Genomic DNA, 12627 nt, shown 5'->3' on the forward strand with positions numbered 1-12627 from the left:
TTCCTCCGTCATGGTGGCCGCGGAATCGACGGAGGTCGCCATGTTGGAACACTATGAAATCCGCCCGCTGTCGCGGGATGAAATCGACACGGCCGTGGACTGGGCCGCGCGCGAGGGCTGGAACCCGGGCGCCCAGGATGCGGCCTGTTTCGCCGTTCAGGACGGGCAGGGGTTCTGGGGCGGTTTCCTCGACGGTGAGATGATCGCCTGTATTTCGGTCGTGACCTATGGCGCGGCGTTTGCCTTTCTCGGTTTTTATATCGTCGACCCGGTGCACCGGGGGCAGGGCTACGGCTATGCGTTGTGGCAAAAGGCGCTGGAGCATGCCGGCCGGCGCACGGTGGGGCTCGACGGGGTGGTGGCGCAGCAGGAGGCCTATCGCCGTTCCGGGTTCGAGTTTGCCTGGCGCAATATTCGGTTCGGCGGGGTGCCCAAGGGGCGGCTCAAGGTGTCGGATGCCTTTACGCTGACCTGGCTCGACGGGCTGTCGCCCGAGGTGGCGGGGCTGGATGCGCGGGTGTTTCCCGCGCCGCGGCCGAGTTTCTGGCAGGCCTGGCTCAGCGCGCCGGGGCATGTGAGCATCGCGGTCCATGCCGACGGCGAAATGCAGGGGTTCGGCACCCTGCGCCGCTGTCGCACCGGGGCCAAGATCGGCCCGCTGGTGGCCACCCATCGGGCGGCGGCGCTGTCGGTTCTGGCGGGGCTGCTGAAGGACTGGCCGCAGGATCAGGAGATCTTTCTCGACGTGCCCGAGACCAACACCAGCGCGGTAGAGCTGGCCAAATCGCTGGGATTGCAACCGGTGTTCGAGACCGCCCGGATGTATCGCGGCAAGGCGCCCGAGGTGGCACAGGACCTGATCTACGGCGTGACAAGTTTCGAACTCGGGTAGGGGCTGCCCTAGAAAGGGGCTGTGCCCAAGGATCAGGGGACGACCGCGCCGGACCCTGGGGACCACCCGCCGGGGGCGCTCCCGCCCGTTTCCACCGCCGCAAGGCGGCGATCAAAACCGTTGGGCCGGGCGCCGCGCCCCTGACGGGACGCGGCGGGGACCTGCGCCAATGTCAGCGCAGCGCCACCCCCTTGCGTCCGGCCAGATCGGTGAAGAACTGCCACGCGACCCGGCCCGAGCGAGCGCCTCGCGTGGCCTGCCATTCGACCGCCTCGGCCCGCAGCGTCTCGGCATCGACCTCGACGCCATAGGCCGCGCAATAGCCCGCGATCATCGCCAGATAGGCGTCCTGGTTGCAGGGGTGGAACCCAAGCCAAAGACCAAAACGATCCGAGAGCGAGACCTTCTCCTCCACCGCCTCGGAGGGGTTGATCGCCGAGGAGCGTTCATTCTCGATCATGTCGCGGGGCATCAGGTGGCGGCGGTTGGAGGTGGCGTAGAATACCACATTCTCGGGCCGGCCCTCGATGCCGCCATCCAGCACGGCCTTCAGGCTCTTGTAATGCTGGTCGTCATGGCTGAACGACAGGTCATCGCAGAACAGGATGAACCGGTAGGGCGCGCCGCGCAGATGGTTCAGCAGGCGCGCGACCGAAGGCAGATCCTCCCGTTGCAGCTCCACCAGCTTGAGGTCGGGATGCGTCGCCACCAGGGAGCCGTGGATCGCTTTCACCAGCGAGGATTTCCCCATCCCGCGCGCGCCCCACAGCAGCGCATTATTGGCCGCATGACCTGCCGCAAACCGGCGGGTATTGTCCAACAGCGTGTCGCGCGAGCGATCAATCCCCACCAGGAGATCCAGCTCCACGCGGTTGATCTCAGGCACCGGCTCCAGCCGGTCCGGGCCCACATGCCAGACGAAGCCGGACGCTGCCGCAAAATCCGGTGTCGCCAGCGGGGCGGGCGCCATGCGTTCCAGCGCCTCGGCAATGCGGCTGAGTGTGTCGTGATCCAAGTCCTGCGCCATCGCTCGGGGTCCTCCTGTGCGTCTTGGGCGAGACAAACCATGTTCCGCCGCACCCGGCAAGAGGCAGCCACCAGATCCGGCCCCGGCTGCCGCCCCCCGGAAGCGACGGGGTGGTGGGTCACTGGTCGTGCAGTCCCTTGCCGGCGAGGATGCGCGGCGCGTGTTTGTCGATCCGGGCGCTACGTGTCTTGGCCTGTTTGGCACCTGACACATGCAGGACATAGCCGCGCTGCCGCCCCGGCGTGAGCGCGGCAAACGCCTCGGCCAGTGCGGCATCCGCCTCCAGACGGGCGATCAGCTCTTCCGGCCACTCCAGATCATCCTTCGGGAAGGGGACGGTCACACCGGCGTCTTCGGCTGCGATGGCCTGACCGACAAATGCGCGGAGCTGATCGGCGTCGTGCGCCACCTCGGCCGCGGTGGTAAACCGCATCACGCGCATGGACCGGGAATTGGCGCCGGGGGCGACCAGACGCGCATCGGGGTCCTCCAGCAGGACCCCTTTGAAGAACGAGACCGAGCAATAGTCCTTCATCGCCCAGAGCGTGGCGAGATTGCTGCCTTTGTAGGTGTAGCAGGGGGAATTCCATTTGAAATCCTCCGCCAGCGGGCTGTCTTGCAGGATCATGCGCAGGGCGGTGAGCGGATCTTGCCAGCGGGTCAAGGCGACAAAATACGCCTCCACCCTGGGATCGGACACTGACATGGCTGGGCTCCAATGATGTACTCAAATCGCAACCAGAGTGCCGCGCGCCGGCGCCGCTGTCCAGTTACGCCCCAAAGCGAGCCCCCCGCCGGCCTGCCCGGGCCGAGACCCAAAAGGCGCGCCCCGTGGGACGCGCCTTCTGATCGGGTCATTGCAGGGGGCGGAGCTTACTCGCCGTCCAGCTCGTCATCGTAGTAGCCTTCGGCGCGCAGCTGCTCCTCGCGCTTTTTCTCGACACGGGCGACGAGGAAAATCGACACCTCATAAAGCCCGTAGACCACCGTGAAGAGGATGACCTGGGTGATGACATCCGGCGGGGTGACCAGTGCGGCCAACACCAGAATGGCGACCACGGCATATTTGCGCATGCCGCCCAGCCCTTCGGCACTGACCAGACCGGCCTTGCCCATCAGGGTCAAAAGCACCGGCAACTGGAAGCACAGGCCAAAGGCCATGATGAATTTGAGCGTGATATCAAGGCTCTCGTTCACCTTGCCAAAGAAGGTGATCTTCACCCCTTCCGAGGTTTCCGGCACCACTGCCACATCCGCCGGCACTTCGCCGCCGGTGGCCTGCGACAACAGACCGGCAAAGATCGAACTCACGTCCGCAAAGCCCAGAAAGAACTGCATCGCCAGCGGCGTGACCACAAATTGCGCAAAGCTTGCGCCCAGCAGGAACATGAAGGGCGAGGCAATGAGAAACGGCAAAAACGCGCCCTTTTCGCTCTTGTAGAGCCCGGGCGCCACGAACCGCCACAGCTGGAACCCGATCACCGGGAAGGACAGCGCAAAGCCAAACACCATGGAGATCCGGAACAGCGTGAACAGATATTCCTGCGGCGAGGTATATTGCAGCGTCGGGGAGGGATCGCCCAATTCGCGCAGGGTCTGCTCGATCGGGGCCACCAGGAACTGCAGGATCGGCTCTGCCACCATGAAGGCCAGCACGATGCCGACGGCAAAGGCGATCACCGCCCGGATCAGGCGGCTGCGCAGCTCCGCCAGATGCTCGATCAGCGGCGCTGTGGAATCGTCAAGATCTTCTGTCTGGCTCATGCCTTGGTCTCACTGTCGGAAGACGGCGCGCTGCTGGCTGGTGCAGACAGGGCCGCCTCGGCTTCTTCTGCCTTCGCCATCGCCTCGGCGGCCTCCTTGGCCTTGCGCTCTGCCGCGGCCCGCGCGGTGGCGGCCTGGATCTTTTTGGCGCTTTCGGCCCGCTCTGCGGCCAGCTTGCCGGTCTCGCTGTCGGGGTCGAATTTCGTCGGGTCGATGGAATCGGTCAGGTCACGCGTGGCCTGTTTGACGCTGTCCATCGCCGACCCCATCGGGTTCGTCGCCGTTTTAAAACTCTTCTGGATGTCACTGACGCCCGCCTCATCCGCCGCGTCTTCCATCGCGCGGCTGAATTCGCGGGCCATGCCACGTGCCTTGCCCACGAAACGGCCCACGTTGCGGAACAACTTGGGCAGATCCTTGGGCCCGACCACGATCAGGGCCACAACGCCAATGACCAGAAGCTCGGTCCAGCCAAGATCGAACATCTAGGGGTTACGCCTTGTCTTTGTCGGCTTCGGGGGTGACGTCCTTGGCCTCTGCGGCGGCGTCGTCTTCCAGCTCCTTGCTGCCCTCGCTGATGCCCTTCTTGAAGGAGGTGATGCCTTTGCCCACTTCGCCCATCAGCGAAGAGATCTTGCCGCGGCCAAAGAGAACCAGAACCACGACAGCGATGAGGAGAATGCCGGGAAGGCCGATGTTGTTCAGCATGGGGTTTGCCTTTCGTTATGCGGGGCGCGGGACCTGGTCCGAAGCGCCGAAATACGGTGTCCTGCCTTGAGTGTTAGGCGCTGCATGGGCCGGAGCAAAGCACAGGCTGGCAATCGCGCCCTCCGATCGGCCCCGGAACTGCGATTTTTTCCGCAGGCCCGCACTCAACTGACAGGTTTGTGTCAGTTGCTTTGGTCTAGGACAGGATCATCGAAACCGTCAAGACAAGGATGACGACAGATGACCAAGACCGTGGTGGAAGTGGTAACCTTCAAACTGAACCCGGGCGTCAGCGACGCCGACTATGTGGCCGCAACCCAAAAGACCGAGAGCTTCATCGGCGGCATGCGCGGCTTTGTCGACCGGCGCCTGTCCAAGGGCGAGGACGGCACCTGGATGGACTATGTGATCTGGGCCGATCTGGCGGCCGCGCAGGAGGCCAGCGCCAAGTTTCCGCAAGCCGACTGCACCGCCGACATCATGCGCATGATCGACCAGAGCAGCCTGGTAATGCGGCATGAAACGCAGATGTGGACGATGCAATCGGCGCCTGCCATGGGTTGACCTTGAGGTGCGGCGCAGGTGAAAGATCTCTCCATGCGCCGCACCGACCGCCTCTTTGAGATTATCCAGATCCTGCGCGACGGGAAATTGCACCGGGCGCAGGACATTGCCGCACGGCTGGAGGTTTCCACCCGCACCATCTATCGCGATATGGACACGCTGGTGGCCTCGGGCGTGCCGGTCGAGGGCGAGCGCGGTGTCGGCTATCTGGTGCGCGAGGCGATCACCCTGCCACCGCTGACCCTGACCCCGTCCGAGCTGGAGGCGCTCAACCTCGGCATGGCGATCGTGGCCGAGGCCGCCGATCCGGAGCTGAAGGCCGCGGCAGAGAGCCTCGCCACCAAGGTCGACGCGGTACTGCCCATTGAGACGGTGACAGAGGCGGATGCCTGGAAATTCGCGGTCTACCCCTTTGCCGATGCGGCGCGGGGGTTCACCTGGATGCCGACGCTGCGGGCGGCGATCAAGGCCCGCCAGAAACTCGCCCTGCGCTATCGCCGCATTGACGAGACCCTGACCGAACGGGTGATCCGCCCCTTGCATATGGAGTATTGGGGCCGGGTCTGGACCCTGACCGCATGGTGCGAGACGCGGGGGGATTTCCGGGTGTTCCGCGTCGACCTGATCGAGAGCGCCGAGCCCTTGCCGGAACTGTTTGTCGATGAACCCGGCAAGCGTTTGCAGGACTATGAACCCGACGCGGAAAAACACGGTGCCTCGCGCGGCGGCGCCGCACCCTGAGGGCGCGGCGCGCGATCCCCTTGTGGGGCACACATGTGGGGCACAATGGTCAGCCGGGTGGGGCAGCTGGCCCCGCCGTGGCCTTATTGCAGATAGGGCAGCGGATCGACGCTTTCGAAGCCGTCGCGCACCTCGAAATGGACATAGGCCTCTTCCGCCGTGCCGCGCAGCTGGGCGATGGACTGGCCGCGATTGACGCGATCACCCTTCTTGACCTTGATGCCATCCACATTGGCATAGACCGACAGCAGGTTGCGGTCGTGGCGGATGACGATGATCGGCACTTTGTTGGAATCGGCGGTGATCGCCGCCACCGTGCCGGCCTCTGCGGCCTTTACCGCGCTGCCCGGCGCGGCGGAGATGTCGATGCCGTCGTTCTTGCCCTTGGAGTAGGCCCGAATGATCTTGCCGGTCACCGGATAGCCCATCGCCGCCTGCGAGGCGCGGGTGGGCTGTTCGACATCGACCGAAGGTTTGGGTTCGGACTTCACGTCGGCGACGGGGGCGACCTCCTCATCCGGCAGCGGCTTGGTGGCGCTGGGCGGCGTGGGGGTGGCGCTGCCCTGTCCGGGCGCGGTCACCGCGGCCTCGGTGGCCTCCGGCGTGGGGGCCGGGGCGTTGGGGTCCTTCAGCGGGATCAGCAGGTATTGGCCTTCGCGGATGGCAAAGTCACTGCCCAGCCCGTTCCATTCCGCCAGTGACTTGACCGGGATCTGGTAGAGCCGGGCGATGGTATAGGCGGTTTCGCCGCGCGTCACCTTGTGGCGCACCGGCTCCGGGCCCTCCTGAACGCGGGTGGGCGCGGGTTTGGCCGGCGTCTCCTGAAGCGTGGTGGTGGTCACCGACCCCGGATTGGGCGAGCTGGCCGGGGCGCTGTCGATGGCGTTGCCGGCCAGCGATGCGATATCGACGCCGCCGGGGCTGCGGTTGCCGCTGCGTGCCGAGGCGTCGGGGGCACGGCGCGGCAGCACCAGCACCTCGCCCTTGCGCAGCGGATCGCGGGTTTCGACGCCGTTGAACCGGGCGACCTCCACCGCAGGCAGGCCGACCCGCGTGGCCAGATCAGCGACGGTATCGCCATTGCGCGCCACCGCCACCTGATACGACGGATAGGTGATCAGCCCGCGCGAGTCCGGCGCCGGGCGGCTCTCGGTCGCGGTCTGGGCGGCCTTGGTGGTGTTGAAGGCACCGATCTGCCCGCGCAGGTCGTAATCCAGCGGCGCGGTGCAGGCGGCGGCGATCAGCGCCAGCGGCAGCAGGGCGGTGGGGCGCAGGAACTTCGGGTGGAAGACCGTCTGGGGGCGGGTCATGTCTCTTGCTCTCCTCGAATGACGTCTCCTGTTGGGCGGAGACTTGGACGGCAGCGGTTCTGTCTTGCCCGGGCCTGACCGGTGGACCGCTACAGTGCAACGGGGCTGACCCCGGAATAGGACAGCTCAGGTGTCTTTTCCAAGCCCTTCCAGCAGCGGAACAAAGCGCACCGGGCGCAATTCGTCATATTCCAGCCCATTTTCGCTCTTGCGGACGCGAATGAGGGTCTGCACCGCGTCGGATTGGCCGACAGGCACCACCATGATACCGCCGACCTTGAGCTGCGCCAACAGCGGGCCGGGCGGGTCCTCGGCGGCGGCGGTCACGATGATTCGATCAAAGGGCGCCTGCTCCGGCAACCCATGGCTGCCGTCGCCCACCAGCGAGGTGATATTGGCCAGTCCCAGGGTCTGGAACACCTGCCGGGCCTCCTGCACCAGGCGGCCATGACGGTCGACGGTGTAGACCCGGCGCGCCAGCTTGGCCAGGATCGCAGCCTGATAGCCCGAGCCGGTGCCCACCTCCAGGACGGTATCGCGGGGCGAGATCTGAAGCGCCTGCGTCATCAGCCCCACCACCGAGGGCTGCGAGATGGTCTGACCGCAGGCGATCGGCAGCGGCACATCCTCATAGGCGCGTTCGGAGAAGAAGCCGCGCAGGAACAGGCCGCGGTCCACCGCTTCCATGGCTTCCAGCACAGAAGCCTCCGTCACCCCGCGCGAGCGCAGGGCAAACAGGAACTGCATTTTGGTTTCCGCGTCCGGGCCAGTCATTCGATCGCCTTCAGGGCCTCCAGCGCGTCATGGGCGGTCAGATCCGCCCGCATCGGCGTGACGGAGACATAGCCCTCCAGGTTGACCGCCGCATCGGTGCCCGGCGCGGTGGCCACCTGCTGGTCGCCGCCCTTGACCCACATGTAGCGCCGCCCGTTGGGCGAGAACTGTTCTTCGGCCGAAAACCGGGTGCCGGGACGGGCGCCCTGGGTGCTGACCCGCAGGCCCTTCACATCCGCAGCCGCCACCGGCGGGAAATTTATGTTGTAGAACAGGCCGTAGTCATGATCGTTTTCGGGCTGCGCCGCCAACAGCTTGCGCAGCACCTCTGCGCCATGCTGGCGGGCGGCCTCGAACGGGTTGTCCAGATCGCGATTGGCAGGCCCGTAATATTGCGACAGCGCCATGGCAGGCAGCCCCTGCAACGCGCCTTCCATCGCCCCGCCCAGAGTGCCGGAATAGAGCGCGTTCTCGGCAGAGTTGTTGCCCCGGTTCACCCCTGACAGCACCAGATCGGGGCGGTGATCCTTCATCACCACATGCAGACCGGCCAACACGCAATCGGCCGGAGACCCTTCGGCGGCAAAGCGGCGCGGCCCCAGTTCCGAAATCATCGAGGGATGGGTGTAGCTGATGCAGTGACCAACGCCGGATTGCTCAAACGCGGGCGCCACGGTCCAGACCTCGCCGTCGGGACCGGCAAGCTCGGCTGCGATCTCTTCCAGCACCGCCAGCCCCGGGGCGCTGATGCCGTCGTCGTTGGTGACCAGAATGCGCATTTTGCCCCCTTGCCTGCGTGCGGTTTTCTCCGGTGTCGGCGGGAATTCGCCCCCGCGCCGGTTGCTGCCCTGCATAGGCGGCAGGGGCGGGCAGGGCAAGGAATTTGCAGGCCGGTGACCGGGCGGATGCGCCGGGGTGTGGCCAAATCACCCGCCGCCGTTGCGCGGGCCAGCGGGCGCTGGCCGGTGTGGGGCGTGATGGCGCTGTCGGCCGGGCGCTAGTCCGACAGGATCTGAGGCAGGAGATCGGCCGCAGCCTCAGCGGGCGCGGTCAGCACGGCCCGGTCCTCGCCGGGGAAAAATCGCGCCCGCAGGGCGGTTGGCATCGGCGGCGGCGTCAGCAGCGTGACCCGTGGGCCGGTGCGCAGGGTTTCCTCCTGCCAGCTGCGGGCCAGGGCGATCTGCGCCGATTTGGTCGCGCCGTATGCGCCAAAGAACTTCTCGCCGGCGCGCGGGTCGTCAAAGAACACCGCCTTGCCGTGCTGTCCCAGCAGCGGCGCCACATAGGGGATCAGGACCGAGGTCGCAGTGGCATTGATCTCCATCGACTTCTGCCAGTCCTTGGCGGCCACATGATGCGCCGGGCTGAGCGGGGCGGCGTGGATGGCGCTGTGCACCCAGAGATCCAGCTTGCCCCAGCGGTCAAAGATGCCCCGGCACAGGGTCGCCATGGCCTCCGGCACGGTGATGTCCATCGGGGCCAGCGTGGCAGAACCGCCTGCAGCCTTGATCCGGTCGTCCAGCTCTTCCAGCGCGCCGGTGGTCCGGGCGACGGCAATGATGTGATGGGTGGGCGCAAGCGCCTCGGCCAAAGCGGCGCCAAGGCCCCGCGAGGCCCCGGTGATAAGGGCGAGTCTGTCGGTCATGGCGCTTACATGCGGTGACCTCGCGCCGGGGTCAAGCCCCGCCGGGCGGCCGCGGTAGCGGATGCGACGAGATGCGCCGGCTGCGCGCCTCAGTTGGCGAGGATCGGCAACCGCCCGACGGTGCCGCCGCGCTCCACCAGCAGACCGTCGGGGTCGATGGCGACGATGCGGCCGATCGGCAGGCGCGCGCCGGGTTGCACCGTCTTGATCCGGCCCGACGACAGGCGGACCATTCCCTGCAAGGCGTCCTGCGGACCAAACAGCCCGATCAGGGTGACGCGGCGATCCGGCAGGGCGTCCTTTTGGGTGGCGATGGATTCTGCGGTGGTCTGTGCTGTGTTGGCCATTGGCATCCGGTTCTCCCGCGGCGACCGGTCCGTCGACCGCGCCGCCACGGGATCTGTCTTGTGTGAGTGGTGAGTGGTGTCTGGTGTATCGGCAGGTCGGTATCAGGCCCGCCGCGGCGGCAAAAGCAGATCCCGCCAACCGCCGATGCAACCGGCCAGAGATGGCCGAGGTGCCCGGAAAAATGCGCGGCAGCTTGCCGGTCAGCCGGCGTGCTCAGGCATCATAGACCAGCGAGGCAAGATCATGCCCATAGGCATGCAGGAAGGTCAGCAGATCCTCCAGGTCGAGGCCGATCTCCTGCATCCGGGCGAGGTCGTGATTCACCTCGGAGACCTGCAACTCCGGGTACTGGCCTTCTGGACGCATATGCAGCATGCAGGCCAGCGGGCCGCCGCTTTCGGGCGGGATCTGGTTCGACAGCCAGGCGGGCTGGCTGCCCATGCTCTCGGCCTCGCGCAGCTCGAACAGGTCGAGATACGCGTCGAACACCTCTTCGCTGACACCGGCCCAGGTGCCGAGGATGAACTCTTCGCCGCGCGAATCCGCCAGCGGGATCGCCAGCACCGCCCGCAGGAACCGCAGGCTGCCGAAACGGCAGAAATCCTCGGTCAGCACATCGCCTTCGGAGACAAATATGGCGGTGTTGTCCTGCACCTGCAGATCCGCCGGCACGATGTCGGGCCGGTCGCAGGAGAGGCTGAGGAGCTGGGCAAAGGTCGCGCCGCAACAGCGGCACTGACGCGATGAGCTCAGCATGCGGGCGAGATGCGCGTCCAAGAAGGCGCCCCTTTCGAAAGTCAAATAGAGAATGGCGCCGACCTGTCCGGGTCAGCGCCATCGCGTTACACGCGGCTCCCTTACGCCTGTTGGCGGCAACTTGCAATCACCGCGCCGCAGCACGCGCCAGAACCCGCCGGGCGGCGGCGCGCATCTCGCGCCGGTCGCATGCGGGGCCTGTCGCGCTCAGGTGGCCAGCGTGGCCCCGTTCCAGGACGCCCCCGCATCGGGCATGTCCTTGATTTTCTTGCTCACGCGGCTGCTGCCTTCGAGCGTGTCGAGATATTCCGCGCTCACCGAGCCGGTGACATATTGGCCGTCGAAACAGGAACAATCAAAGGCTTCGATATCCGGGTTGCCGCCCTGCGCCGCCCAGATCAGATCGTCGAGGTTCTGATAGAACAGCTCATCCGCGCCCAGTTCTTCGCGAATCTCATCGATCGAGCGGCCATTGGCGATCAGCTCATGCTTGGTGGGCATGTCGATGCCATAGACATTGGGGTATTTCACCGGCGGTGAGGCGGAGGCGATATAGACCTTCTTGGCGCCCGCTTCACGACACATCTGCACGATCTTCTTGATGGTGTTGCCACGCACGATCGAGTCGTCGATCAGCAGGATGTTGCGGTCCTGCATTTCGCGCGGGATCGCATTCAGCTTGCGACGCACGGATTTCTGCCGCTCTTCCTGACCGGGCATGATGAAGGTGCGGCCCACATAGCGGTTCTTGACCAGCGCCTCGCGGTAGCGGATGCCGGTGATGTTGGCGACTTCCAATGCCACGGGGCGTGCGCTGTCCGGGACAGGGATGATGGCATCGATGTCCAGCCCCGATGCCTCGATCTGCTTGGCCAGGGTCTGACCCATGCGGATCTGGGTCTTGTAGACCGAAATCCCGTCAAGCAGGCTGTCGGGCCGCGCGAGGTAGACATATTCAAAGATGCAGGGGGTGAGTTTGCCCTCGACCGCCTGAAACTCATGCTTGTTGCCGTCGAGATCAATCAGGATCGCCTCGCCGGGCTTCAGATCGCGCAGCTTGGTGAACCCGTTGATGCCAAAGGCCACATCTTCCGAGGCAAAGGCGTAGTCGGCCCCGTCGCCCTCGGCCTCGCGTTGGGCGACCGACAGCGGCCGGATGCCATGCGGATCGCGGAAGGCCAGCATGCCGACACCAGCGATGAGGCAGATCACCGAATAGGCGCCCTGCACGCGCTCCATCGTCATCTTCACCCCGGCAAAGATGTTGCGGATCGGATCGGCGTTGCCGTTGACCTTGATCGCATCAGCCACCTTGTCGGCCAGCACGTTCAGGAGGATCTCGGAATCCGAGGTGGTGCGCAGGTGGCGGCTGTATTTGCCGGTGACCTTGGCGCGCTGCTCCTCGGTATTGGTGATATTGCCGTTGTGGACCAGATAGATGCCATAGGGCGCGTTTACGAAAAACGGCTGCGCCTCGGCGGCCGACAGCGACCCGGCGGTGGGGTAGCGCACGTGGCCCATGCCGACGCGGCCCTGAAGCGTCTCGGCATCCTTGGCGCCAAAGACATCCTTGACCAGACCGTTGGCCTTGCGTTCGCGAAAGAACCCGTCGCCATAGGTCACGATGCCAGAGGCATCCTGGCCGCGATGCTGTAGCATCAACAGCCCGTCATAGAGTTCCGCAAACACTTGTTCGGTTCTGCTTGCGATGCCCAAGATACCGCACATGGCGAGGCTCCAATATAGTCGTTCGTGTGGCTTACAGCCCGCAGGCTGCGGCAGGAGAGACCCGGGCAAGGGTGCCACGAGTCGCGAGCCCGATGCGGGGCACCGGGACAATACTAGGGGAATTTCTCGTGAACGGGGAGGCGGAGCGCAGGCGGTGCAGCGGGCGGCATGCCTTGGCTGCACTGCGGCTGTGGCGGGCCAGAGGGGCAGATCCTGCCGCGCACGACGGGCGGCGCAGGTCAGCTGGGGACTGGGTCAACACAGGGGCTTTGGCTCCGAATCCTGTCGAACAGTGACGGCTCTCACATAGGCGGTCTGGCAGACAATGTCACCAAAGGATCACATTCAACAGACAGATCGGGGCGGGAAT

Annotated in this window: 15 protein-coding genes; 3 read left to right on the top strand and 12 right to left on the bottom strand. The window is 65.6% G+C overall.

The genetic code is table 11. The features are described from left to right. The first annotated feature begins 40 nt into the window (after window positions 1-40). The gene (locus ACXAF5_RS07665; protein WP_239367662.1) at window positions 41-892 is read left to right on the top strand and encodes a GNAT family N-acetyltransferase; all 852 of its coding nucleotides are present in this window, start codon (window positions 41-43) and stop codon (window positions 890-892) included. A 172-nt stretch (window positions 893-1064) separates the two neighbouring features. Here the strand turns inward: ACXAF5_RS07665 and ACXAF5_RS07670 are convergent, their stop codons facing one another. The 5 genes from ACXAF5_RS07670 to ACXAF5_RS07690 form a co-directional block, all read right to left on the bottom strand. Then, window positions 1065-1919 (bottom strand): ATP-binding protein, encoded by an 855-nt coding sequence (locus tag ACXAF5_RS07670; RefSeq protein ID WP_324634618.1) that lies wholly within the window; start codon window positions 1917-1919, stop codon window positions 1065-1067. 118 nt (window positions 1920-2037) lie between these two features. Further along, on the bottom strand, window positions 2038-2625 hold the full coding sequence (locus ACXAF5_RS07675; RefSeq protein WP_474946150.1) for a YdeI/OmpD-associated family protein: 588 nt from the start codon (window positions 2623-2625) through the stop codon (window positions 2038-2040). 167 nt (window positions 2626-2792) lie between these two features. Beyond that, on the bottom strand, window positions 2793-3683 hold the full coding sequence (tatC, locus tag ACXAF5_RS07680; RefSeq protein ID WP_239323377.1) for a twin-arginine translocase subunit TatC: 891 nt from the start codon (window positions 3681-3683) through the stop codon (window positions 2793-2795). Then, on the bottom strand, window positions 3680-4168 hold the full coding sequence (tatB, locus tag ACXAF5_RS07685; RefSeq protein WP_239323378.1) for a Sec-independent protein translocase protein TatB: 489 nt from the start codon (window positions 4166-4168) through the stop codon (window positions 3680-3682). Before tatB ends, tatC begins: the two co-directional genes overlap by 4 nt. Window positions 4169-4175: 7 nt before the next feature. After that, window positions 4176-4391 carry a twin-arginine translocase TatA/TatE family subunit gene (locus ACXAF5_RS07690; protein WP_239323379.1) on the bottom strand — a complete coding sequence of 72 codons (216 nt, stop codon included), beginning with the start codon at window positions 4389-4391 and terminating at the stop codon, window positions 4176-4178. Between the two features lie 240 nt (window positions 4392-4631). Here ACXAF5_RS07690 and ACXAF5_RS07695 point away from each other — a divergent pair, with 240 nt between their 5' ends. Together ACXAF5_RS07695 and ACXAF5_RS07700 are read left to right on the top strand one after the other, a co-directional pair. Continuing rightward, window positions 4632-4955 (top strand): hypothetical protein, encoded by a 324-nt coding sequence (locus tag ACXAF5_RS07695; RefSeq protein ID WP_474946151.1) that lies wholly within the window; start codon window positions 4632-4634, stop codon window positions 4953-4955. 33 nt (window positions 4956-4988) lie between these two features. Further along, window positions 4989-5696 (top strand): helix-turn-helix transcriptional regulator, encoded by a 708-nt coding sequence (locus ACXAF5_RS07700; protein ID WP_239367654.1) that lies wholly within the window; start codon window positions 4989-4991, stop codon window positions 5694-5696. An 83-nt stretch (window positions 5697-5779) separates the two neighbouring features. On the opposite strand, the gene ACXAF5_RS07705 is transcribed toward ACXAF5_RS07700, so the two are convergent. The 7 genes from ACXAF5_RS07705 to purF all read right to left on the bottom strand — a co-directional run bounded on the left by ACXAF5_RS07705 (window position 5780) and on the right by purF (window position 12257). Next, window positions 5780-7006, bottom strand: a complete 1227-nt coding sequence (locus ACXAF5_RS07705) for a peptidoglycan DD-metalloendopeptidase family protein (RefSeq protein WP_474946152.1) — start codon at window positions 7004-7006, stop codon at window positions 5780-5782. Between the two features lie 126 nt (window positions 7007-7132). Further along, window positions 7133-7780 (bottom strand): protein-L-isoaspartate(D-aspartate) O-methyltransferase, encoded by a 648-nt coding sequence (locus tag ACXAF5_RS07710; protein WP_239323383.1) that lies wholly within the window; start codon window positions 7778-7780, stop codon window positions 7133-7135. Then, window positions 7777-8559, bottom strand: coding sequence for a 5'/3'-nucleotidase SurE (gene surE / locus ACXAF5_RS07715; RefSeq protein WP_239323384.1), 783 nt, complete (start codon window positions 8557-8559; stop codon window positions 7777-7779). The genes ACXAF5_RS07710 and surE overlap by 4 nt, the downstream gene beginning before the upstream one ends. Window positions 8560-8777: 218 nt before the next feature. After that, entirely contained in the window at window positions 8778-9425 is a 648-nt protein-coding gene (locus ACXAF5_RS07720) for an SDR family NAD(P)-dependent oxidoreductase (RefSeq protein ID WP_474946153.1), read from the bottom strand. Between the two features lie 89 nt (window positions 9426-9514). Next, complete coding sequence (locus tag ACXAF5_RS07725) at window positions 9515-9772, bottom strand: hypothetical protein (protein ID WP_239367646.1); 258 nt, start codon at window positions 9770-9772, stop codon at window positions 9515-9517. A 214-nt stretch (window positions 9773-9986) separates the two neighbouring features. Beyond that, window positions 9987-10550: a DUF2199 domain-containing protein gene (locus ACXAF5_RS07730; RefSeq protein WP_474946154.1), complete on the bottom strand. Its 564-nt coding sequence runs from the start codon at window positions 10548-10550 to the stop codon at window positions 9987-9989. A 186-nt stretch (window positions 10551-10736) separates the two neighbouring features. Then, the gene (gene purF / locus ACXAF5_RS07735) at window positions 10737-12257 is read right to left on the bottom strand and encodes an amidophosphoribosyltransferase (RefSeq protein WP_474946155.1); all 1521 of its coding nucleotides are present in this window, start codon (window positions 12255-12257) and stop codon (window positions 10737-10739) included. Between the last annotated feature and the right edge of the window lie 370 nt (window positions 12258-12627).

It is taken from the genome of Epibacterium sp. ABV4_022 (assembly GCF_056159345.1).

What these genes read in the sequence shown, in the direction of transcription:
- ACXAF5_RS07695 (WP_474946151.1), top strand. Translation starts at nt 4,632, where the DNA reads ATGACCAAGACCGTGGTGGAAGTGGTAACCTTCAAACTGAACCCGGGC.
- ACXAF5_RS07675 (WP_474946150.1), bottom strand. Translation starts at nt 2,625, where the DNA reads ATGTCAGTGTCCGATCCCAGGGTGGAGGCGTATTTTGTCGCCTTGACC.
- ACXAF5_RS07720 (WP_474946153.1), bottom strand. Translation starts at nt 9,425, where the DNA reads ATGACCGACAGACTCGCCCTTATCACCGGGGCCTCGCGGGGCCTTGGC.
- ACXAF5_RS07710 (WP_239323383.1), bottom strand. Translation starts at nt 7,780, where the DNA reads ATGACTGGCCCGGACGCGGAAACCAAAATGCAGTTCCTGTTTGCCCTG.
- ACXAF5_RS07665 (WP_239367662.1), top strand. Translation starts at nt 41, where the DNA reads ATGTTGGAACACTATGAAATCCGCCCGCTGTCGCGGGATGAAATCGAC.
- ACXAF5_RS07670 (WP_324634618.1), bottom strand. Translation starts at nt 1,919, where the DNA reads ATGGCGCAGGACTTGGATCACGACACACTCAGCCGCATTGCCGAGGCG.
- ACXAF5_RS07690 (WP_239323379.1), bottom strand. Translation starts at nt 4,391, where the DNA reads ATGCTGAACAACATCGGCCTTCCCGGCATTCTCCTCATCGCTGTCGTG.
- ACXAF5_RS07725 (WP_239367646.1), bottom strand. Translation starts at nt 9,772, where the DNA reads ATGGCCAACACAGCACAGACCACCGCAGAATCCATCGCCACCCAAAAG.
- surE (WP_239323384.1), bottom strand. Translation starts at nt 8,559, where the DNA reads ATGCGCATTCTGGTCACCAACGACGACGGCATCAGCGCCCCGGGGCTG.
- tatB (WP_239323378.1), bottom strand. Translation starts at nt 4,168, where the DNA reads ATGTTCGATCTTGGCTGGACCGAGCTTCTGGTCATTGGCGTTGTGGCC.
- ACXAF5_RS07700 (WP_239367654.1), top strand. Translation starts at nt 4,989, where the DNA reads ATGCGCCGCACCGACCGCCTCTTTGAGATTATCCAGATCCTGCGCGAC.
- purF (WP_474946155.1), bottom strand. Translation starts at nt 12,257, where the DNA reads ATGTGCGGTATCTTGGGCATCGCAAGCAGAACCGAACAAGTGTTTGCG.
- tatC (WP_239323377.1), bottom strand. Translation starts at nt 3,683, where the DNA reads ATGAGCCAGACAGAAGATCTTGACGATTCCACAGCGCCGCTGATCGAG.
- ACXAF5_RS07705 (WP_474946152.1), bottom strand. Translation starts at nt 7,006, where the DNA reads ATGACCCGCCCCCAGACGGTCTTCCACCCGAAGTTCCTGCGCCCCACC.